We start from the raw sequence: 19,988 nt of genomic DNA, 5'->3' as shown, positions 1-19,988 counted from the left end.
GACGAAAATCGTATACACCTCAGCGACAGCAAAACAGGAAAGAACGATGAGCCTGATCAAAGTACCCCAAGGCGGCACCAAGATTGTGCCGAATCTGGCCACTCCGGATAATCCCATCATCCCGTTCATCGAAGGTGACGGCATTGGCGTGGATATCACCCCGGTGATGATCGACGTGGTTGATGCAGCCGTGGCCAAGGCCTACGGTGGCGCCCGCAAGATCCACTGGATGGAAATCTACTGCGGCGAAAAGGCTGCCCGCCTGTACGGCAATGATACCTATCTGCCGCAGGAAACCCTGGATGCGCTGAAGGAATACGTGGTCTCCATCAAAGGCCCGCTGGCAACGCCGGTCGGTGGCGGCATCCGCTCGCTGAACGTGGCCCTGCGCCAGCAACTCGACCTCTACGTCTGCCTGCGCCCGGTGCGCTACTTCAACGGCGTACCGTCGCCGGTGAAGCGCCCGGACCTGACCGACATGGTGATCTTCCGTGAAAACACTGAGGACATCTACGCCGGTATCGAGTGGGAAGCCCAGACTGAAGGCGCCAAGCAAGTCATCGACTTCCTGCAAGGCACCATGGGCGTGAAGAAGATCCGCTTCCCGGAATCCTCTTCGATTGGCATCAAGCCGGTTTCCAAGGAAGGCACCGAGCGTCTGGTACGCAAGGCCATCCAGTACGCCATCGACAACAACCGCAAGAGCGTTACCCTGGTTCACAAGGGCAACATCATGAAGTTTACCGAAGGCATGTTCCGCACTTGGGGCTACGAGCTGGCCAAGAAGGAATTCGGTGGCGTGGAAATCGACGGCGGCCCGTGGCTGCAACTGCCGAACGGCATCGTGATCAAGGATGTGATCGCTGACGCCTTCCTGCAGCAGATCCTGCTGCGTCCAGCCGAATACGATGTGATCGCCACCCTGAACCTGAACGGCGACTACGTTTCCGACGCGCTGGCCGCGCAAGTTGGCGGCATCGGTATCGCCCCGGGTGCCAACCTCTCCGATAACGTTGCCTGCTTCGAAGCCACCCACGGCACCGCACCGAAGTACGCGGGCCAGGACAAGGTGAACCCGGGTTCGCTGATCCTGTCGGCAGAAATGATGCTGCGCCACATGGGCTGGAAGGAAGCCGCCGACCTGATCATCGCAGCGATGGAAAAAGCCATCGGTGACAAGCAAGTCACCTATGACTTCGCCCGCCTGATGGACGACGCCAACGAAGTATCCTGCTCGGACTTCGGCCGCGCCATGATCGCCCGCATGTAAGCCACAGGCTTCATGCAAAACAACAGACCCCGCTTAGGCGGGGTCTGTTGTTTTACGGTCCATGTGGCAGGCTAAACACTTGCGGCTTCCTGTTTACCACCACAGTTTGCAAGACTACCTGCCGACCTTTGGCCGTGGCCGTACTGGCGGACGAATGCGGTCGCCATCAATGATGCGGCCGTCGTCTGCATCACTTCCACCGTAGGTGTAATCCGTCGGCACATCATTGGGACCAGGCCAGTCATCCACGCAGTGATCATCATCCTTGGCACATTTCCGTTCCGCTGGACCGGGCTTTTCAGTCTTTGTGCCTGTTACGGACGGACGCTCATCATCGTTCCGCTCTACCGGCGCCGATACTGGAATATCCGGGGCAGGAACAACGCTGATGGTTGCTCCAGGGCTGAGCGCTTCTTTGGTGCTGCCCGCAGGACACGGCAGGTCGGTAAATGCGAGCGAACCATCGGCCTTGCGGCATTTGTTGACTTCTCCGGCCGAGGCCACTGCCGAGAAAAACAGCAGCATGAACAGGAAATGGCGTGACATGCCGGAACTCCTTGGTCATAACGAACTGATTTCCAGCATAGATCACATTTCGCTCTGCCTCACCCTGCCTCTGCCATCCTGTCGATCAGCCTCTCCGTATAGCGCGCCCGGTACTACACTGGAAACACAACATCAGCCCGGGCCTCCCTGCCATGCCGCGCTCTCTGTCCATTCTGCTACTGACCATCCTGGCCTGCAGCAGCGCCGCCGAAGTCAGCAAATGCCGCAAGGCCGATGGCTCGCTGGTTTTCACCGATTCCAGCTGCCCGGCAGGCACCCAGGCAGAAGCATTCAGCAGCGAGACGACGGTCAATAGCATTCCCATGCCGACACTGGTACCGGAAGGAGGTCCTGAAGAAAACAGTCCTGCCGTTGGCACCATCAGCGACCCGCGTCGCAGCCGCCAGAGTGACAGCGAGGCTGGCTGCACCGGCAGCGATTGCGATGACGACCATGATAGCAGCGCAGAAACCGGGGTTGTCGACAATTACTGGATTGGCACACCGATCCGGCCTCGACCACGCCCACCCATCCGGCCCGAACGTCCCCACCCCAGACCAACACCGGAAACACGCCCGCAGGTACCGCCATCGAAACACTGAAATGACTGAAATAGGGTAAGCCAAAATGAAAAACCCCGCCGAAGCGGGGTTTTTCACAAGCGGTAAATGCTCAAGCAGCCTGGATATTGGCAGCTTGCTTACCCTTGGGGCCGGTCGTGATTTCGAAGGAGACGCGCTGGCCTTCCTTCAGGGTTTTGAAGCCCGGCATGTTGATTGCGGAGAAATGAGCGAAGAGATCGTCGCCGCCTTCGTCCGGAGTAATGAAACCGAAGCCTTTGGAATCATTGAACCACTTAACAGTACCTAGAGCCATCTTGTTTGGTCTTCCAATAAAACGATTCAAACCGGCCTGGCTCGCCCAGGCCAACCTTGAGGTTTGTGTGCAAGACCAGCAAAACAGGTCCAAGCCGGTACTGCATGAAACTTGTACATCAAACTCGAGTCATGTTTTTACGCGAAGTGGCCGAGCAAGGTCAAGCACTACGTCAATGCTGCCGATAATTATGTTGTTTTCAGCTGGATGCTTGAAAAGCCCGGCCATAGCTCCAAAATGAAGGGTAGACGCAACACACGACAACTCCATGACCACACAGCAGCAACACGACGCCCAATTGCTGGAGCAGCGAGCCAAACTGGCTCCCCCTCCCTTCTGGAGCGTGGTTCTACTGAATGACGACTTCACCCCGATGGATTTCGTGGTGGATGTCCTGATGAAATTCTTCAACATCCGCGAGGAACGTGCCACACGCATCATGCTGCAGGTCCATACCGAAGGACGCGGCATCTGCGGCACCTACCCCAAGGACATTGCGGCCACCAAGGTCGCCCAGGTAAGTGATTACGCTCGGGAGCACCAGCACCCGCTGCAATGCATCATGGAGGTGGAAAATGATCGCTCAGGAACTTGAAGTAAGCCTCCATCTCGCGTTTATGGAGGCGCGGCAAAAGCGCCACGAATACATCACGGTCGAACACTTGCTGCTGGCCCTGCTGGAAAACCCGTCCGCCACCGAAGTCCTGCGCGCCTGCGGCGCGAACATGGACGAGCTGAAACGGGCGCTGGGCGATTTCGTGGCAGAGCACACGCCGGTGGTATCCGGCAGTGATGATGTCGAAACCCAGCCGACCATCGGCTTCCAGCGCGTGATCCAGCGTGCCATTCTGCACGTGCAAAGCTCGGGCAAGAAGGAAGTGACCGGAGCCAATGTACTGGTCGCCATTTTTGGCGAGAAAGACAGCCATGCCGTGTATTTCTTGCACCAGCAGGGCATCACGCGGCTTGATGTCGTGAATTTCATCGCCCACGGCATCGCCAAGCAGGCGAGCAATACACCGCCACCGCACAGCCACCGCAACGAGCCACAGGAAGAAAGCGAGAGTGAGCCAGGCGCTGGCGGCGCGCTGGAGAGCTTTACCCTCAACCTGAACAATGTCGCACTTGCCGGGCGCATCGATCCGCTGATCGGCCGCGAAATGGAGCTGGAACGGATGATCCAGATCCTGTGCCGCCGCCGCAAGAACAATCCGCTGCTCGTTGGTGAGGCTGGCGTCGGCAAGACCGCTCTCGCCGAGGGCCTGGCGCGTCGCGTGGTCGAAGGCAATGTGCCGGATATTCTGGCGGATGCCACCGTCTACACCCTCGACATGGGCGCCCTGCTGGCCGGAACCAAGTATCGCGGTGACTTCGAACAGCGCCTGAAAGCCGTCATCAAGCAGCTGACCGAAGAGCGCAACGCCATCCTCTTCATCGACGAGATTCACACGCTGGTTGGCGCCGGAGCAGCTTCGGGCGGCACGCTCGATGCATCCAACCTGCTCAAGCCTGCGCTATCGAATGGCTCGCTGAAATGCATCGGCGCAACGACCTACACCGAGTACCGCGGTATTTTCGAGAAGGACAACGCGCTCTCCCGTCGCTTCCAGAAGGTGGATATCGTCGAGCCGACCGTCGAACAGACCGTGGAAATCCTGAAAGGACTGAAGGACAAGTTCGAAAGTCATCACGGCGTGAAATACACTGCGGCGGCTCTCAATTCGGCTGCTGAGCTTTCTGCCAAGTTCATCAATGACCGTCACCTGCCCGACAAGGCCATTGACGTGATTGACGAAGCAGGTGCGGCACAGAAGATCCTGCCGCGTTCAAAGCAGAAAAAAACCATTGGCAAGCAGGAAATCGAGGAAATTGTTGCCAAGATCGCCCGTATTCCGCCGAAAAGTGTCTCTAGCGACGACAGGAACACGCTGAAAACACTGGAACGCGATCTGAAGAACGTCGTGTTCGGCCAGGACAAGGCCATCGAGGCCCTGGCGAGCGCCATCAAGATGGCTCGAGCCGGCCTTGGCAACCCGCAAAAACCGATCGGTACCTTCCTGTTCTCCGGCCCGACCGGCGTCGGCAAAACCGAGGTGGCGCGACAGCTCGCCTACACGATGGGAATCGAGCTGATCCGTTTCGACATGTCCGAATACATGGAGCGCCATGCGGTCAGCCGCCTGATCGGCGCGCCTCCCGGCTATGTCGGTTTCGAACAGGGCGGCTTGCTGACCGAAGCCATCAACAAGCACCCCTACTCGGTGCTGCTGCTGGATGAAATCGAAAAAGCCCATCCTGACATTTTCAATATCCTGCTGCAGGTCATGGATCATGGCACGCTGACCGACAACAACGGCCGCAAATCCGATTTCCGCAATGTCGTGCTCGTCATGACGACCAATGCTGGGGCGGAAGCACTGAACAAGCCGGCGATCGGCTTTACGGCGAAAAAGGAAACCGGCGATGAGATGCAGGAAATCAAGCGCCTCTTCACACCGGAATTCCGCAACCGCCTCGATGCAGTGATTCCGTTTGCATCCCTGACGCACGAGATCATCCTGCAGGTCGTCGACAAATTCCTGATGCAGCTGGAAGCACAGCTGCACGAGAAAAAGGTCGAAGCCCATTTCACCGCTGCCCTCAAAGACATGCTGGCCGAGAAGGGATTCGACCCGCTGATGGGGGCGCGACCGATGGCCCGCCTGATTCAGGACACCATTCGCAAGGCACTGGCCGACGAACTGCTGTTCGGCAAGCTGGCCAATGGCGGGGAAGTCACCATCGATCTGGACAAGGATGGCAAGGTATACCTCCACATCCACAGCAAAGAAATGGCTGCAGCCTTATAGGCATGCATGTATAGAAAAGGGCAGCCCTTCCGGCTGCCCTTTTCTTTTCTGCCATTGCAGGCAATCAGGATGCCTGCTTCACGGTAACGATCTGTGATGGCGTCGGGGCAGGGAAACCCGCCTCGCCCAGCGCCTCCTTGATCACGCGGTTGGTGTCGAAATAGACCTGCCAGTAATGATCATTATGGCAATAAGGCCGTACAGCCAGTACCGGTCCCACCAGATTGAACTCCAGAATCTCGACATCGACCGCCGGTTCGGGCAGCACATTCGGGATCAGCGCAATTTTCTCCTTCAGCAGGGCGCGAGCCGCATTGTGGTCGGCGCTGCCAGCCAGTTGGGCCTTCAGGTCAACGCGACGGAAGGGGTTGAGCGAGAAGTTCTGGATGGTATCGCCAAAAATCTTGTTGTTGCCGAGGTAGGTCACGACGTTGTCGGGGGTCACGACCACGGTGGAGAACAGGCCGATTTCCTTGATCGTCCCGACCACGCCCGCAGCAGAAACGAAATCACCCACCTTGAACGGGCGCAGCACGATCATGAAGGCGCCAGCGGCAAAATTGGCCAGCAAGCCCGACCATGCCATCCCGATCGCGACACCGGCCGCGGCAATCAAGGCAGCAAACGTCGTGGTCTGTACGCCGAAATAGCCCAGAATGCCGATAACCAGCAGAATATTCAGCGTAACCGCGGTGACCGAACCGACATAGCGGAGCACGGTCGGATCAACTTTCTGCCGCTCCAGCGATTTCTGCACCATACCGACTGCCATATGGATCAGCCAGCGGCCGATCACCCAAAAGGCAATTGCAGCCAGTATTCTGACGCCGAACTCGGCCACATAGCCAAGGGCAATATCTTGGTATTTCTGGATTACTGTCGCATCCATGGTTAACACCCCATCCAGTGAATTTAATGTCAGCCCAAATTAAGGCTCAACTCATGGTAGCGCAGCAATAATGGATTTGTCGCGTATTAACCCCGTGGATGATGCGAACGATGCAGCCCCTTCAGGCGGGCCTGGGCTACATGCGTATAGATCTGGGTCGTACTGATGTCGGAATGCCCCAGCAACATCTGCAGAGCACGCAAATCAGCGCCGTGCGCAAGCAAATGCGTGGCAAAGGCGTGGCGCAGCACATGCGGACTCAGTGTTGCCGCCGGAATGCCGGCATGGATGGCATACTGTTTGATGATGTACCACATGCCTTGCCGGGTCAGTGGCTCTCCACGCTGGTTCACAAATAGCATGGCCTCACTGCGCCCCCCCAGCAATTCCGGCCGCCCCTCAACCAGATATGTAGCCAGCGCTTCGGCCGCAAACTCGCCTAACGGAATCAGGCGCTGCTTGCCGCCCTTGCCTGCCAGCACCTGCACGAACTGCTCGCGCAGGTGCAACTGTGCCAGCGGCAAAGTCACCAGCTCGGAGACGCGCAGGCCGCAGGCATACATCAGCTCGAACATCGCGCGATCCCGCAGCCCGGCCGCGGTGGACAAATCGGGGGCGGCAAGCAGATCCGCCACCATTTTCTCGGACAATACCTTAGGCAGTGGCCGAACCCGTTTCGGGGCTTGCAACTCGGCGACCGGGTCATCTGCCAATCGGCCGGACTGGATTTGATGACGGTAAAAGCGCCGCAGGCTGGCCATGCGCCGCGCCAGCGAGGCAGCCTTCAGGTCGCGCGACTGCCGTGCCAGGAAAGCCTGGACATCATCACGCCCCGCCCCCAGCAGGTCAGTCTGCCGCTCCTGCGCCAGCCATTGCAGCCACACCGACAAGTCGTTGCGATAACTGCTGAGCGTGTTGGCCGACAGTCCGTCGCCCAGCCAGATCTGATCAAGAAAGAGATCAAGCTCCCGGCGACTGGAGTCGAGGCAGGCCGCAAGCAACTCATTCACCCGCAATCACTCCCTCGTGCCGCAGCAGCCAGCGCTTGACCGGTAACCAGTCAAATCCATTGCGCCCGGAATTGAATCCGCCCAGCGCACCGGCGCTACCCACCACCCTGTGGCAGGGAATCAGCAAGGGCAAAGGATTACGACCACAAGCCTGCCCGACTGCGCGCGGTGCAGAGGCTATTTTTCTGGCAATATCACCATACCTCCGCACAGAACCACTGGGTATGCCAGAAATCTCCCTCCAAACATTGAGCTGATGAGCAGTACCCTGCAGCGTATATGGAAGTTCAAACCTGAATGCCGGCACCTGCCAATAACATTCCAGCTGCTCGCACAGTTCGTCGAGCAAGGGATGCGGCTGTATGTGCAGCGCAGTGTCCGGCGGCAGAAAATCCAGTCGTTGCAAGCCACTGCCATCGTGCACCACGCCGATGCGCCCAAACGGTACAGCCAGAATGGCCTGATACTGATCCAGTTTCCAAAGGTCCCGCATTCAATGCCCCCTCACTCGACCCACATGCTAGCAGAGCATGACAATCTGCCGGAAGATGCATAAAAAAACGCGGACCTCAGGTCCGCGTTTTTCAAGCAGCAGCGCTGTGTGCCAATCAGGCAGCAGCAACAGCCTTGCGTGCCGGCAGCTTTTCCTTGATGCGCGCGGACTTGCCCGAACGATCGCGGAGGTAGTACAGCTTGGCGCGACGAACATCACCACGGCGCTTCACTTCAATAGCAGCAACCAGCGGGGAGTAAGTCTGGAAGGTACGCTCAACACCGGTGCCGGACGAAATCTTGCGGACGATGAAGGAGCTGTTCAGGCCACGGTTACGCTTGGCGATAACTACGCCTTCGTAAGCCTGCAGACGCTCGCGGTTGCCTTCCTTTACCTTCACGCTGACGACAACGGTGTCACCAGGAGCGAATGCGGGAACGGTTTTGCCCAGACGAGCGATTTCTTCTTGTTCGAGTTGTTGCAGCAGATTCATTGCTTTACTCCATTAGATGCCTGTTCCTTCTGCCCCGCGGCTTGGGGAGAGCCGGTCTTTTCACCGTGCTCCGCCTTGAATTCAGCCAGAAGACGAGCTTCTTCTTTGCTAAGTGGACGCTGTTTCAGCAAGTCCGGGCGACGCAACCAGGTGCGTCCCAGGGCCTGCTTTAACCGCCAGCGTCGGATATTGGCATGATTTCCCGAAAGCAGTACTTCCGGAACCGTCATGCCACGGTATTCCACCGGACGGGTGTAATGCGGGCAATCCAGCAGCCCGTCCGCAAATGAATCCTCTTCCGCACTGGCTGCGGTGTTCAGAACACCAGGCCAATGGCGGCTGATGGCATCAATCAGAACCATGGCGGGCAGCTCGCCGCCCGATAGCACATAGTCACCAATTGATATTTCTTCATCGACCTGACGCTGCAAAACGCGCTCGTCGATGCCTTCATACCTTCCGCACAACAGGACCAGACCGGGCCTTGCGGCCAGCTCCAATACCTTTTCATGCGTAAGCTGTGCCCCTTGCGGAGACAGATAGATGGTCCAGGCCGCCTGTCCGACTTCACGCTGCCTGCTTTTTGCAGCTTCCAGCGCGGCTTCCAGCGGCTCGGGGATCATCAGCATGCCGGGACCACCCCCAAATGGGCGATCATCGACAGTACGATAATTGTTGCTGGTGAAATCGCGCGGATTCCATGCCTGCAGATCGAAAATTCCCAGCTCGACAGCCCTGCGCGTGACACCAAAACGGGTGACCGCGTCGAACATTTCCGGAAACAGCGTCACCACGTCAAACAGCTTGCGCACCTCGGAGGAACGCGCCGAATCAGTAGTCAAGACCCCAGTCCACAGTAATCAGCTTTTCTGTCTTATCGACAGTAAGAACAACCGCACTGACAAATGGCAACAGACGTTCGTCTTGCCCGTCACGAACAACCAGCACGTCATTGGCGCCGGTAGACAGGAGATTGGCAACGGTTCCCAGCACTTCCGAACGCGTGTTGACAACGCTCATCCCGACCAGATCGGCCCAGTAGAACTCGTCTTCGCCTAATTCGGGCATCGCACTGCGCGGCACCGCGATGACACAGCCCCGCAAGGCATGCGCAACATCGCGATCAGCAATACCATCCAGCTTTGCGGCCAATTTCTTGGCGTGCGCCTGGCCTTTATCCAGCTGATACGCCTGCCACTGCCCATCCCGCCCAAGCCACCATGTCTGGTAATCAAACAGGCTATCGGCATACTCGGTATCGGCCACCACATTGACCCAGCCATGTATGCCAAAAGCCCCGCTGATGTAGCCCATCGTCACCAGATCATCTGGCACCGGCACGGCGGAATTCAGTCGGGGCTGTTGGGATTTCAGCACAGTAAAGCTCAAGCGGCCTTGTAGCCTTTCAGCAGCTTGGCAACCGTGTCGGACGCCTGCGCGCCAACGCTCTGCCAGTAGCTGACACGGTCCAGCGCAAAACGCAGGGACTCGGTACCTTCCGGAGCTACCGGGTTATAAAAACCAACGCGCTCGATAAAGCGACCGTCACGACGGTTACGCGAATCAGCAACAACGATATTGTAGAACGGACGGTCTTTTGCGCCGCCACGAGCAAGACGAATAACTACCATAGCTGAAAATCCAGTATTCAGGTTTGCACGAAACCCGCGATTATCCGCGAATTCAAAGCAGGAGGCAAGCGGAGCGCAGCAACCTCCTGTCGCAATTGCATCACATCCCCGGAAGCATGCCCTTCATGCCCCGCATGAGCTTGCCCATCCCGCCCTTGGAAAACTGCTTCATCATCTTCTGGGTCTGCTCGAACTGGTTCAGCAGGCGGTTCACCTCCTGGACCTGCACACCCGCCCCCGCCGCGATCCGGCGCTTGCGCGACGCCTTGATCAACTCGGGCTTTTGCCGCTCCTGCGGGGTCATCGAGTTGATGATCCCCTCAATGCGGGCAACCGCCTTGTCGGTCACCTGCCCGCTCGCCGCAGCACTCAATTGCCCCGGCAATTTGTCGAGCAGCGCGCCCATTCCGCCCATTTTCTTCATCTGTTGAATCTGGGCCTTGAAGTCTTCCAGATCAAACCCCTTGCCGGACTTGACCTTCTTCATCATCCGCAGGGCTTCATCCTGATCAACCGTCTTCTGCACATCCTCGATCAGGGTCAGTACATCGCCCATGCCGAGTATGCGACTAGCCAGCCGATCCGGATAAAAGGGCTCAAGCCCCGCCAGCTTTTCACCAACACCGAGGAATTTGATTGGCTTGCCAGTCACATGCCGAACAGAAAGGGCTGCACCGCCACGCGCATCACCATCCATTTTGGTTAGCACAACACCGGTCAACGGCAACGCGTCACCAAATGCACGAGCGGTATTTACCGCATCCTGCCCCTGCATGGCATCAACGACAAACAGCGTCTCGACAGGCTTTACAGCAACATGCAACGCCTGGATTTCTTGCATCATCGCTTCATCGATCGCCAGACGCCCCGCCGTATCGACAATCAGCACATCATGAAAGTGACGTTTGGCATAATCCAGCGCAGCCAGGGCGATATCGACCGGCTTTTGTGAAATATCAGACGGAAACCACTCAACCTCGATCTGCGCGGCCAGCGTCTTCAACTGTTCGATTGCCGCGGGGCGATATACGTCCGTCGAGACCAGCAAAACACGTTTTTTCTGCGTCTCTTTCAAGAATTTGGCCAGCTTGCCCGACGTGGTCGTCTTGCCTGCCCCCTGAAGACCAGCCATCAGCACGATCGCGGGAGGCACGGCAGCAAGATTCAGCGCGTCGTTCTGCGCCCCCATCAAACGGGTCAATTCCTCGTAAACCACACCAATGAACGCCTGCCCCGGAGTCAGACTGCCCACCACCTCCTTCCCCTGGGCACGCTCCTTGACCTCAGCAACAAATTGCTTGACCACTGGCAAGGCCACATCTGCCTCCAGAAGAGCCATCCGCACCTCGCGCATTGCGTCCTGGATATTTTCCTCGGTGAGACGAGAATGCCCCCGCAGGGTTTTCACCACCCCCGAAAGGCGGCTGGAGAGATTTTCAAACATCAAGAGGTCCTGTCATGAACTGATTTTCGAACGAGCAGCCACGTTTCAATTCTGCTCTGTTAGACTATTTATCCCATTCTACCCTGAAGCACAGCATCGTGACTTGGCTCGCACTGCTCGCACTGCTTGGTTACTGTCTACTGAGCTGGTTTTATTTCAACAGAATATCAAGGGCCGAAGCTCACGCACTTCGCTTCAACACCCTCGCGACAACAACTCTCGTTATTGCCTTGACCTGCCACGCGACGGCAATCACTCTCGCCTTCCATCTGCATCCATGGCACTTCGGCGCCTCCGAAGCACTCAGCCTGACCGCACTACTGTCCATTGCAACTTACTTTGCCGCTCTACCGCTTCTACCGCTAAAAGGCATCGAACCCCCTCTCACCGGTTTTGCGGCACTACTGCTTGGAATCAGCCTACTCCTTCCCACCGGACACCAGATCCAGACAAGCCCCGGCATTTTCAGTCAACTGCACTTCGCAACCGCACTATTGACGCAACCCCTGCTGATCAACGCCACTGGCATCGCAATCCTGATCAAATTCAGTGACAGGCAACTGCACAGCACGGCACGCGGAGCGCTCACCCGCAACCTCCCCCCCGTACTAACACTCGAACGCCTGCTCTTCGTAACAGTCAGCGGCACATTCCTGATTCTAAGCATTGCACTTGTCTCAGGAATGATTGCATCACGGGAAGCATCCAGCGCGGTCCGATTACTGAGCCACAAGGTAATTTTCTCGACTCTGGCCTGGGGAATCCTGGGCACATTATTACTCGGCCATCATCGTTTCGGCTGGCGGGGTCGCAAAGCTGCCAACTGGACTCTGACAGGCTCTGCTTTTCTCTTTCTTGGTTATATCGGCACACGATTAGTGCTGGAGGCCGTTCTGCAGCGCTAAGCGACAACAGACAGAGCGAAAAGCCACCTTCTCCACCTGCAGATTATGCGGCAAGAAAACCAATCTGCTAGACTGAGCGATAAACCTATCGTGCCCAACACAAATAAAGCCTCAAACATTCAAATCAAAAAGCGGAGTTGATACACGCATGAGCGCTGCACCACTTTCTGGCCTGGCCAGACTTCTGGTTCAACACGGCCGCCTGAATGAGGCAGATGCTGACGCGCTCCAGGCTGCAGCCATCGCATCCAAAATCAGCTTTATCGAGCAGCTCAGCAAAAGCAAAAAACTGACTGCGGCAGAAATCGCGGAATTTTCCTCGCAAACCTTTGGCTTTCCACTGCTCGACCTTGCCCAATATGATCCAAGTTATATCCAGGCAGGTGCACTCGACAACAAGCTGATGACATCGCAGCGCATTGTCCCGCTCTACAAGCGCGGCAATACGAAGCTATTCATTGGTATCTCGGACATCACCAACCTTCAGGCGATTGAAGAAGTTAGATTCCAGAGTGGCCTGCAAGTCGAACCGATTGTTGTCGAAGACGACAAGCTTGCAGTTCTGCTTGATCGGCTGATCGAAGCCAGTGGCGCAAAACTGAAAGACCTGATGGTCGACGAAGCATCACTGGAAATGAACAGTGGGCAAGAAGAGGCGGCCGACGCGACAAATGCCGACGTCGATGATGCCCCCGTTGTTAAGTACATCCAGAAAGTGCTGATGGACGCAATTCAGGAAGGGGCGTCAGACGTCCATTTTGAGCCCTACGAGAAATTTTACCGCATCCGTTACCGCAAAGATGGGGTACTACGCGAGATTGCTCAACCACCACTGGCCATCAAGGAAAAAATCGCCTCCCGGATCAAGGTCATTTCAAAGCTGGACATTTCGGAAAAGCGCATCCCGCAGGATGGCCGGATGAAACTGGTCCTAAGCAAGAATCGCGCAATCGATTTCCGCGTTTCAACACTCCCGACTCTGCACGGCGAAAAAATTTGTATGCGGATTCTGGATCCCAGTTCCGCCACACTCGGAATTGACGCCCTCGGTTACGAACCCGACCAGAAAGAAGCGCTACTGAACGCGGTTCACCGTCCTTACGGCATGGTACTTGTTACCGGGCCAACCGGCTCAGGCAAGACAGTTTCTCTCTATACCTGCCTCAACATTCTGAACGAACCAGGCATCAATATCTCGACAGCCGAAGATCCCGCCGAAATCAACATGGCAGGCATCAATCAGGTCAACGTCAATGACAAGGCCGGCCTGACCTTTGCATCCGCGCTAAAGGCATTCTTGCGTCAGGACCCCGATGTCATCATGGTCGGGGAAATCCGAGATCTCGAAACAGCAGATATCGCAATCAAGGCGGCACAGACAGGCCACATGGTGTTTTCTACCCTTCACACCAACGATGCGCCAGGAACACTCACCCGACTGATGAACATGGGTGTCGCCCCCTTCAATATTGCTTCTTCTGTCATCTTGATTACCGCTCAACGCCTTGCCAGGCGCCTCTGCAGCTGCAAAGCTCCCGCCGACATTCCGCGCGAAGCATTGCTGCAGGCTGGTTTCAAGGAAGATGAGTTGGATGGTTCGTGGACCCCTTATCGAGCGGTTGGCTGTGACATTTGCAAAGGCTCTGGCTATAAAGGCCGTGTAGGCATTTATCAGGTCATGCCCATTTCAGACGAAATGAACCGCATCATCATGCAACAAGGGAACGCCATTGACATTGCAGATCAAGCACGCCGAGAGGGTGTACGCGACCTGCGAGCGTCCGGCCTATGGAAAGTACGTCAAGGCATGACCTCGCTCGAAGAAGTCATGGCCTGCACCAACGAATAACCGCAAAACCAGGAACAAACACATGGCAACCCCAAGAAAAGCACCGGCCATCAAGGAGTTTACTTTCCTATGGGAAGGCAAGGATCGCGGCGGAAAAACCGTACGTGGGGAAATGCGCGCGGCAGGTGAAAACCTGGTGCGCAGCACGTTGCGGCGGCAGGGTATCAATGTCACCAGAGTAAAAAAACAGCGCATAAGTGCAGGGGGTAGAATTGGTGAAGTGGACATTACGATGTTCACTCGCCAACTGGCAACCATGCTGAAATCTGGCGTCCCTTTACTCACTTCGTTCGATATTGTTGCCAAGGGGCACAGCAACCCCTCCGTAACCAAACTACTCATGGAAATAAAAACAGATATCGAAACTGGCTCATCACTCACTCAAGCGTTCCGAAAACATCCGAAGTACTTCGACGCGCTGTACTGCAATTTAGTACAGGCTGGTGAGCAAGCAGGTATTCTGGATACTCTCCTTGCTCGACTCGCCACTTACAAAGAAAAAATCCTGGCAGTCAAGAAGAAAATCAAGTCAGCAATGTTCTATCCTTCTGCCGTACTGATTGCAGCCTTTGTTATTACAGCAATCATCATGATATTTGTAATCCCAACATTCAAAGAGCTTTTCACAAGTTTTGGAGCCGATTTACCTGGACCTACTCAGGTAGTTATTGCAATTTCAGACATATTTGTTTCTTATTGGTATCTGATTTTTGGTGGAATTGGCGGCGGAATTTATGCGCTTTTAACTCTGTGGCGACGAAGTGAAACAGTACAAATCGCAATGGATCGCTGGCTATTGAAACTACCGGTCATCGGAGAAATCGTCAAGAATGCAACCATCGCCCGCTGGGCTCGCACCTGCGCGACCATGTTTGCGGCTGGCGTCCCTCTCGTCGAATCACTTGACTCGGTAGGAGGCGCATCGGGCAACTATGTATATCGCTCTGCCACCAAGAAGATTCAGTCTGAAGTCAGCACCGGCACTAGCCTGACAATTGCCATGCAAAACAGCAACGTCTTCCCGAACATGGTTCTCCAAATGGTTTCGATTGGGGAAGAATCCGGCTCGCTCGACTCGATGCTAGGCAAGGTTGCCGACTACTATGAAGAGGAAGTCGACAATGCAGTCGAAGCCATGTCCAGCCTGATGGAGCCAATCATCATGGTTGTACTGGGCACACTAATTGGCGGCCTTGTAATCGCCATGTACCTCCCAATCTTTAAAATGGGTGCCGCGGTCTAAAATGTTAATGGAAGTCTCACACCTCTCCCTACCTGTAATTGTAGGCTTACTTGGCTTGTGCATCGGCAGTTTTTTGAATGTGGTAATCCATCGACTTCCATTGATGATGGAGCAGGACTTTCGCCATGAGTGTGCATGCCTTGATCTGGACGATGGCACTCCCCTCCCTGCGCCCCCCCGCTACAATCTCATGGTTCCGCGCTCGGCCTGCCCCAAGTGCGGACACCAGATCAGCGCTCTCGAAAACATCCCGGTTCTGAGCTGGTTGTGGCTGCGCGGCCGATGCAGAAGCTGCAACGCCCCCATATCTGCCCGCTACCCACTGGTCGAGCTTATTACGGCATGTGCCTCCACCCTGCTTGCCTGGCACCTCGGGCCACAGCCGGCATTGCTTGGTTCGCTTCTCTTCGTATGGATACTCATTGCGCTCACGCTGATCGACCTTGACTGCTTCCTGTTACCGGACAGCCTGACTCTCGGACTACTGTGGATAGGTTTGCTCTTCAATCTATCTGATACGTATACCTCGCTAAGCAGCGCAGTAATAGGTGCTGTAGCCGGATACCTGCTGCTCTGGTCGGTTTACTGGGCATTCAGACTGGCCACTGGCAAGGAAGGCATGGGATTTGGCGACTTCAAACTGCTGGCAGCTCTCGGTGCCTGGCTGGGCTGGCAGAGTCTGCCCAGCATACTGCTTATTGCCTCTCTTTCCGGCGCCGTCATCGGCATCATCACGGCACTTGGCAAAGGGCGCAGTCTCAGCAAACCCATTCCCTTTGGCCCCTACCTTGCATTGGCTGGCATCATTACAATGTTTGCCGGCCCCCAGATCCAGCAACTGGTTTTCCCCATTTAATACTGGACTCAGATGATCATCGGCATGACCGGCGGAATCGGCTCCGGCAAATCAACGGCAGCCCGTCTGTTCACCGAACTGGGCATACCAGTTCGGGATGCCGATGACATCGCGCACGAACTGACTAGCCACGACACGATGGCGACCAGGCAGATCGCTGCCCGGCTTGGTACAGACTGGGTGACCGGGCAGGGCGCACTTGACAGAACTTTTGCCAGGCGGCGCGTTTACTCGAACCCGGAACTCAAGCAGGAACTGGAAAGCATCCTTCACCCCCTGATCCTGCAAAAAATGCGCGACTGGATAAGCAGCCAAACTTCTGCTTATTGCATAGTGGTCGTCCCTTTGCTGTTTGAAAAAGCGGATTTCCGGGCACTGGCACAGCGAACAATGCTGATTGACTGCCCTGAGGAATTACAGATCCATCGCGTCATGCAACGGAGTGGGCTTAGCGAAGCTGATGTACGAAAAATAATGGCGAATCAGATGTCGAGGCAGCAACGGCAACAGCTTTGCGATGATCTGATTCTCAATACCGGCAGCCTGCCTGAACTTGCAAAACAGATAAAAACGTTACATGACCGCTATTTAATCGCCGCCAAAGTAAGGAATGGGTTTTCAAATGCCTGACCTTGCTGCAGAATTGCGCATCCACCCTAGGTGACTGCACCCGTGATCAGTTACGAATTTCCTGTCAATGAACGAATCCGCACTCTGCTGCGCCTCGAGAAGCTTTACGAGCGCACGCAGTGTTACGCCGGAAGAACGCATGCACAGGATCATCACACGGCCTTGCTGGGCATCTTTGAAATCATGGAAGTCGCCAGCCGCGCCGACCTCAAATCTGATCTGATCCAGGAGCTGGATCGGCAACGCCAGGCACTGGCCGCCCTGCGCAACAACCCGCAGATTTCGGAAGAAGCACTGGAGCGCGTTCTGGGCGACATTGAAGGTACTCATTCCCGGCTGCTTGAGATGACAGGCAAATTCGGCCAGTATCTGCGCGAGAACGACTGGCTGATGGCCATCAAGCAGCGCGTCACCATCCCGGGTGGCGCCAGCGAGTTTGACCTTCCTTCCTATCATTACTGGCAAGAACAAGCACCCGAGCGCAGGATTGCCGACCTGGAGCGCTGGCTGAGTCCGCTACTCCCCATCAAGCAAGGCATCGACATCGTGTTGCGACTGCTGCGCGACTCTGCCCGCACTTGCCACTTTGTTGCCAAGCAGGGCAACTTCCAGCAGATGTCCGGCGGCAAGACCGTGCAGTTGCTGAAGATTACCCTTCCGTCCGACGTTCCGGCTGTTCCCGAGCTGTCAGCCAACCGTTACGCAATCAACATCCGCTTCATCGTTCCCTCCACCTCCGGAGAACGCTCACGACAGATCGATACGGACATTGCGTTCACTCTGGGTTATTGCAACCTGTAGCAACCAGCCGGCGATTCTGCCTCCCGGTGCAACAATAGCTTCACCGCGCCGCAATGAAGCCGTCATGCCAGCCGTCTACTGTCTTTCTCGCCACGAGGAGGATATTCATGCTGGAACTGCACCAAACCCGCACACCCCGTCATCACGATCAGCTCCGCGCTTACCTGGCCGATTCGGCCGACGCAATCCGGGCAGCCCAGGTTCTGCGCTATCGGGTTTTCGCCGAAGAGATGGGCGCACGCCTGAACTCCCGCACCGCTGGCGTTGACCAGGATTTCTTTGACAATTACTGCGATCACTTGCTGGTACAGGATGAGCAGAACGGCGAAGTGGTGGGCACCTATCGCATTCTTCCGCCCCATCAGGCCCGCAAGGTAGGCTCCTATTACAGCGAAACCGAATTCGACCTGACCCGGCTGCAGCATTTGCGCCACAAAATGGTCGAGCTGGGCCGCTCGTGCGTACATCCGGATTACCGCTCGGGCAGCACGATTGCCCTGCTGTGGGGAGGGCTAGCCGACTACATGCACAAAAACGGCTACGAATACCTGATCGGCTGTGTGAGCGTATCGTTGCGTGACGGGGGTCATCTGGCCACGGCATTACGCCACCAGATGCTGGAAAAAGCCCACGCACCGATCGAGTGGCGGGTGTTCCCGCGACACCCACTGACTCTCGTCTCGGGGCGCCAGGAACTGGCCAGCGGCGATATCCCTCCACTCGTCAAAGGCTACCTGCGCGCAGGCGCCATGGTGTGCGGGGAACCAGCCTGGGATCCGGACTTCAATACGGCAGATTTCCTGATGATTCTGCCCATGAGTCGGCTGAACCCGCGCTATGCCAGACATTTCCTGCGCAACGAATAACGTGCGGGCAGACAACCATTACCACGAGTCAGAGCATGTCAAGCCACGCCAAAGCCGGTAAACTACCCGGCATGCATATTGCGCACCCCGCCCAGCCATTGCCTCGTCTACGCCCCCGTCAGTATGCTCTGGCGATATTCCGGATTGCGCGACTGGCATTCCATCTGCTGAAAGGCCTGTGGCTCACCCGCTCGCAATTTGCACAGCGGCCACAAGCCGAACGCAACGAATTGCTGCAAGGCTGGTCCCGCCACCTGCTCAACATTCTGGATATTCGTGTGCGCGAGCGGGGCCTGCATGACAACGCAGAACTGCACACCGCCGGGCGGCTGATCGTTGCCAACCACATTTCCTGGCTCGATATTTTCGTCATCAACAGCAGCTCCCCCTGTCGCTTCGTAGCCAAATCGGAAATCCGCCACTGGCCACTGATCGGCAAGCTGGTCACCTTTGCCGGCACACTCTACATCGAGCGCGGCAGCCGCCGGGCAACCAGCCACGCGAAAAAGGAAATCGACGGCCACCTGAAAGCCGGTGATTGTGTTGCCTTTTTCCCCGAAGGCACCACCACGGACGGCAGCACGCTCAAGCCATTTCGCGGCGGACTGATCCAGTCTGCGCTGGATCACGGCATCATCATCCAGCCGGTACTGCTGCAATACCGCAGCAAGAATGGTCAGCGCAGCATGGCTGCGGCATACATTGACGAAGTCTCGCTACTGTCATGCATCTGGCAACTGGCCTGCGAGCCCTATACGGTCGCCGAGCTCGACTACCTGTCGCCACGCTGCGGCCTGCCGGAATCGCGCAAAGAAATCACCCGCCTGATCGAACAGGAAATGCGGCACAGCATGCAGCACCCCGACTCAGCGTTATAGAGAATCAACGCCGCGATTGGCCAACTGGTCGGCACGTTCATTGAATTCGTGACCGGCATGGCCCTTGACCCAGCGCCATTCGATATCATGGCGCGCCTGAGCGGCATCCAGCGCCTGCCACAGCTCAAGATTCTTCACCGGCTTTTTGTCCGCCGTCTTCCAGCCATTGCGCTTCCAGCCATGAATCCAGGTCTGGATGCCGTTTTTCACATACTGCGAATCGGTCCACAGCACAATCTTGCAAGGCCGGGTCAGGGCATTCAGCGCCGAGATCACGGCCTGCAACTCCATGCGGTTGTTGGTCGTCGTTGCCTCGCCGCCGAACAGCTCCTTTTCCTGCCCGTTGCAGCGCAGCAGTGCCCCCCAGCCTCCGGGCCCCGGGTTTCCCTTGCAGGCTCCATCGGTATAAATCTCGACTTCAGTCATTACTCAGGTATATCCATATACGTCATTATTCAT

At 56.5% G+C, this 19,988-nt stretch carries 23 protein-coding genes; 12 read left to right on the top strand and 11 right to left on the bottom strand.

The window, feature by feature from the left end:
- Positions 1-46: 46 nt before the first annotated feature.
- A complete protein-coding gene (gene icd / locus H559_RS0111015; RefSeq protein WP_028452755.1) occupies positions 47-1,270 on the top strand; it encodes an NADP-dependent isocitrate dehydrogenase in 1,224 nt (407 codons plus the stop codon).
- 114 nt (positions 1,271-1,384) lie between these two features.
- Here the strand turns inward: icd and H559_RS0111010 are convergent, their stop codons facing one another.
- A complete protein-coding gene (locus H559_RS0111010) occupies positions 1,385-1,816 on the bottom strand; it encodes a DUF4124 domain-containing protein (protein WP_028452754.1) in 432 nt (143 codons plus the stop codon).
- Positions 1,817-1,968: 152 nt separating this feature from the next.
- On the opposite strand from H559_RS0111010, the gene H559_RS0111005 reads away from it, so the two are divergent.
- A complete protein-coding gene (locus H559_RS0111005; RefSeq protein WP_028452753.1) occupies positions 1,969-2,418 on the top strand; it encodes a DUF4124 domain-containing protein in 450 nt (149 codons plus the stop codon).
- Positions 2,419-2,488: 70 nt separating this feature from the next.
- Here H559_RS0111005 and H559_RS0111000 read toward each other — a convergent pair whose 3' ends face one another.
- The gene (locus tag H559_RS0111000) at positions 2,489-2,692 is read right to left on the bottom strand and encodes a cold-shock protein (RefSeq protein WP_028452752.1); all 204 of its coding nucleotides are present in this window, start codon (positions 2,690-2,692) and stop codon (positions 2,489-2,491) included.
- A gap of 268 nt (positions 2,693-2,960) precedes the next feature.
- Here H559_RS0111000 and clpS point away from each other — a divergent pair, with 268 nt between their 5' ends.
- Both clpS and clpA read left to right on the top strand, forming a co-directional pair.
- Positions 2,961-3,287, top strand: a complete 327-nt coding sequence (gene clpS / locus H559_RS0110995; RefSeq protein ID WP_028452751.1) for an ATP-dependent Clp protease adapter ClpS — start codon at positions 2,961-2,963, stop codon at positions 3,285-3,287.
- Positions 3,268-5,541 (top strand): ATP-dependent Clp protease ATP-binding subunit ClpA, encoded by a 2,274-nt coding sequence (gene clpA, locus H559_RS0110990; RefSeq protein WP_028452750.1) that lies wholly within the window; start codon positions 3,268-3,270, stop codon positions 5,539-5,541. The genes clpS and clpA overlap by 20 nt, the downstream gene beginning before the upstream one ends.
- A gap of 64 nt (positions 5,542-5,605) precedes the next feature.
- Here clpA and H559_RS19985 read toward each other — a convergent pair whose 3' ends face one another.
- From H559_RS19985 to ffh, 8 genes are all read right to left on the bottom strand, one after another.
- Positions 5,606-6,430 carry a mechanosensitive ion channel family protein gene (locus H559_RS19985; protein WP_034640869.1) on the bottom strand — a complete coding sequence of 275 codons (825 nt, stop codon included), beginning with the start codon at positions 6,428-6,430 and terminating at the stop codon, positions 5,606-5,608.
- Positions 6,431-6,516: 86 nt separating this feature from the next.
- A complete protein-coding gene (xerD, locus tag H559_RS0110980) occupies positions 6,517-7,440 on the bottom strand; it encodes a site-specific tyrosine recombinase XerD (protein WP_081413012.1) in 924 nt (307 codons plus the stop codon).
- The gene (locus H559_RS22220) at positions 7,433-7,846 is read right to left on the bottom strand and encodes a methylated-DNA--[protein]-cysteine S-methyltransferase (protein ID WP_245579365.1); all 414 of its coding nucleotides are present in this window, start codon (positions 7,844-7,846) and stop codon (positions 7,433-7,435) included. Before H559_RS22220 ends, xerD begins: the two co-directional genes overlap by 8 nt.
- A 202-nt stretch (positions 7,847-8,048) precedes the next feature.
- Entirely contained in the window at positions 8,049-8,426 is a 378-nt protein-coding gene (gene rplS / locus H559_RS0110970) for a 50S ribosomal protein L19 (protein WP_028452747.1), read from the bottom strand.
- Positions 8,423-9,229 (bottom strand): tRNA (guanosine(37)-N1)-methyltransferase TrmD, encoded by an 807-nt coding sequence (trmD, locus tag H559_RS19980; protein ID WP_281171370.1) that lies wholly within the window; start codon positions 9,227-9,229, stop codon positions 8,423-8,425. Before trmD ends, rplS begins: the two co-directional genes overlap by 4 nt.
- Positions 9,230-9,257: 28 nt before the next feature.
- A complete protein-coding gene (rimM, locus tag H559_RS0110960) occupies positions 9,258-9,740 on the bottom strand; it encodes a ribosome maturation factor RimM (protein WP_028452746.1) in 483 nt (160 codons plus the stop codon).
- A gap of 71 nt (positions 9,741-9,811) precedes the next feature.
- Complete coding sequence (rpsP, locus tag H559_RS0110955) at positions 9,812-10,057, bottom strand: 30S ribosomal protein S16 (protein ID WP_028452745.1); 246 nt, start codon at positions 10,055-10,057, stop codon at positions 9,812-9,814.
- A 100-nt stretch (positions 10,058-10,157) separates the two neighbouring features.
- The gene (gene ffh / locus H559_RS0110950; protein ID WP_028452744.1) at positions 10,158-11,501 is read right to left on the bottom strand and encodes a signal recognition particle protein; all 1,344 of its coding nucleotides are present in this window, start codon (positions 11,499-11,501) and stop codon (positions 10,158-10,160) included.
- 98 nt (positions 11,502-11,599) lie between these two features.
- On the opposite strand from ffh, the gene H559_RS21740 reads away from it, so the two are divergent.
- The 8 genes from H559_RS21740 to H559_RS19965 all read left to right on the top strand — a co-directional run bounded on the left by H559_RS21740 (position 11,600) and on the right by H559_RS19965 (position 19,529).
- The gene (locus tag H559_RS21740; RefSeq protein WP_051279313.1) at positions 11,600-12,406 is read left to right on the top strand and encodes a cytochrome C assembly family protein; all 807 of its coding nucleotides are present in this window, start codon (positions 11,600-11,602) and stop codon (positions 12,404-12,406) included.
- A gap of 148 nt (positions 12,407-12,554) precedes the next feature.
- Positions 12,555-14,255 carry a type IV-A pilus assembly ATPase PilB gene (pilB, locus tag H559_RS0110940; RefSeq protein ID WP_028452743.1) on the top strand — a complete coding sequence of 567 codons (1,701 nt, stop codon included), beginning with the start codon at positions 12,555-12,557 and terminating at the stop codon, positions 14,253-14,255.
- Positions 14,256-14,277: 22 nt separating this feature from the next.
- Positions 14,278-15,498, top strand: coding sequence for a type II secretion system F family protein (locus tag H559_RS0110935; RefSeq protein WP_028452742.1), 1,221 nt, complete (start codon positions 14,278-14,280; stop codon positions 15,496-15,498).
- Between the two features lies 1 nt (position 15,499).
- Complete coding sequence (locus H559_RS0110930; protein WP_028452741.1) at positions 15,500-16,354, top strand: prepilin peptidase; 855 nt, start codon at positions 15,500-15,502, stop codon at positions 16,352-16,354.
- A gap of 12 nt (positions 16,355-16,366) precedes the next feature.
- Positions 16,367-16,984, top strand: coding sequence for a dephospho-CoA kinase (coaE, locus tag H559_RS0110925; protein WP_028452740.1), 618 nt, complete (start codon positions 16,367-16,369; stop codon positions 16,982-16,984).
- A 42-nt stretch (positions 16,985-17,026) separates the two neighbouring features.
- A complete protein-coding gene (zapD, locus tag H559_RS0110920; protein WP_028452739.1) occupies positions 17,027-17,785 on the top strand; it encodes a cell division protein ZapD in 759 nt (252 codons plus the stop codon).
- 107 nt (positions 17,786-17,892) lie between these two features.
- A complete protein-coding gene (locus H559_RS19970; protein ID WP_051279311.1) occupies positions 17,893-18,651 on the top strand; it encodes a GNAT family N-acetyltransferase in 759 nt (252 codons plus the stop codon).
- Between the two features lie 35 nt (positions 18,652-18,686).
- A complete protein-coding gene (locus H559_RS19965; protein WP_081413009.1) occupies positions 18,687-19,529 on the top strand; it encodes a lysophospholipid acyltransferase family protein in 843 nt (280 codons plus the stop codon).
- Here the strand turns inward: H559_RS19965 and rnhA are convergent.
- On the bottom strand, positions 19,524-19,955 hold the full coding sequence (rnhA, locus tag H559_RS0110905; protein WP_028452738.1) for a ribonuclease HI: 432 nt from the start codon (positions 19,953-19,955) through the stop codon (positions 19,524-19,526). The two genes, H559_RS19965 and rnhA, sit on opposite strands and share 6 nt — an antisense overlap.
- Positions 19,956-19,988: the final 33 nt, after the last annotated feature.

It is taken from the genome of Chitinilyticum aquatile DSM 21506, assembly GCF_000430805.1.
Taxonomy (GTDB): domain Bacteria; phylum Pseudomonadota; class Gammaproteobacteria; order Burkholderiales; family Chitinibacteraceae; genus Chitinilyticum; species Chitinilyticum aquatile.
Note: the sequence above shows the minus strand (reverse complement) of the source record. Positions and strands in the feature narration are given on the sequence as shown.

What these genes read in the sequence shown, in the direction of transcription:
- icd (WP_028452755.1), top strand. Translation starts at nt 47, where the DNA reads ATGAGCCTGATCAAAGTACCCCAAGGCGGCACCAAGATTGTGCCGAAT.
- H559_RS0111010 (WP_028452754.1), bottom strand. Translation starts at nt 1,816, where the DNA reads ATGTCACGCCATTTCCTGTTCATGCTGCTGTTTTTCTCGGCAGTGGCC.
- H559_RS0111005 (WP_028452753.1), top strand. Translation starts at nt 1,969, where the DNA reads ATGCCGCGCTCTCTGTCCATTCTGCTACTGACCATCCTGGCCTGCAGC.
- H559_RS0111000 (WP_028452752.1), bottom strand. Translation starts at nt 2,692, where the DNA reads ATGGCTCTAGGTACTGTTAAGTGGTTCAATGATTCCAAAGGCTTCGGT.
- clpS (WP_028452751.1), top strand. Translation starts at nt 2,961, where the DNA reads ATGACCACACAGCAGCAACACGACGCCCAATTGCTGGAGCAGCGAGCC.
- clpA (WP_028452750.1), top strand. Translation starts at nt 3,268, where the DNA reads ATGATCGCTCAGGAACTTGAAGTAAGCCTCCATCTCGCGTTTATGGAG.
- H559_RS19985 (WP_034640869.1), bottom strand. Translation starts at nt 6,430, where the DNA reads ATGGATGCGACAGTAATCCAGAAATACCAAGATATTGCCCTTGGCTAT.
- rplS (WP_028452747.1), bottom strand. Translation starts at nt 8,426, where the DNA reads ATGAATCTGCTGCAACAACTCGAACAAGAAGAAATCGCTCGTCTGGGC.
- rimM (WP_028452746.1), bottom strand. Translation starts at nt 9,740, where the DNA reads ATGGGCTACATCAGCGGGGCTTTTGGCATACATGGCTGGGTCAATGTG.
- rpsP (WP_028452745.1), bottom strand. Translation starts at nt 10,057, where the DNA reads ATGGTAGTTATTCGTCTTGCTCGTGGCGGCGCAAAAGACCGTCCGTTC.
- ffh (WP_028452744.1), bottom strand. Translation starts at nt 11,501, where the DNA reads ATGTTTGAAAATCTCTCCAGCCGCCTTTCGGGGGTGGTGAAAACCCTG.
- pilB (WP_028452743.1), top strand. Translation starts at nt 12,555, where the DNA reads ATGAGCGCTGCACCACTTTCTGGCCTGGCCAGACTTCTGGTTCAACAC.
- H559_RS0110935 (WP_028452742.1), top strand. Translation starts at nt 14,278, where the DNA reads ATGGCAACCCCAAGAAAAGCACCGGCCATCAAGGAGTTTACTTTCCTA.
- H559_RS0110930 (WP_028452741.1), top strand. Translation starts at nt 15,500, where the DNA reads ATGTTAATGGAAGTCTCACACCTCTCCCTACCTGTAATTGTAGGCTTA.
- coaE (WP_028452740.1), top strand. Translation starts at nt 16,367, where the DNA reads ATGATCATCGGCATGACCGGCGGAATCGGCTCCGGCAAATCAACGGCA.
- H559_RS19970 (WP_051279311.1), top strand. Translation starts at nt 17,893, where the DNA reads ATGCTGGAACTGCACCAAACCCGCACACCCCGTCATCACGATCAGCTC.
- H559_RS19965 (WP_081413009.1), top strand. Translation starts at nt 18,687, where the DNA reads ATGTCAAGCCACGCCAAAGCCGGTAAACTACCCGGCATGCATATTGCG.
- rnhA (WP_028452738.1), bottom strand. Translation starts at nt 19,955, where the DNA reads ATGACTGAAGTCGAGATTTATACCGATGGAGCCTGCAAGGGAAACCCG.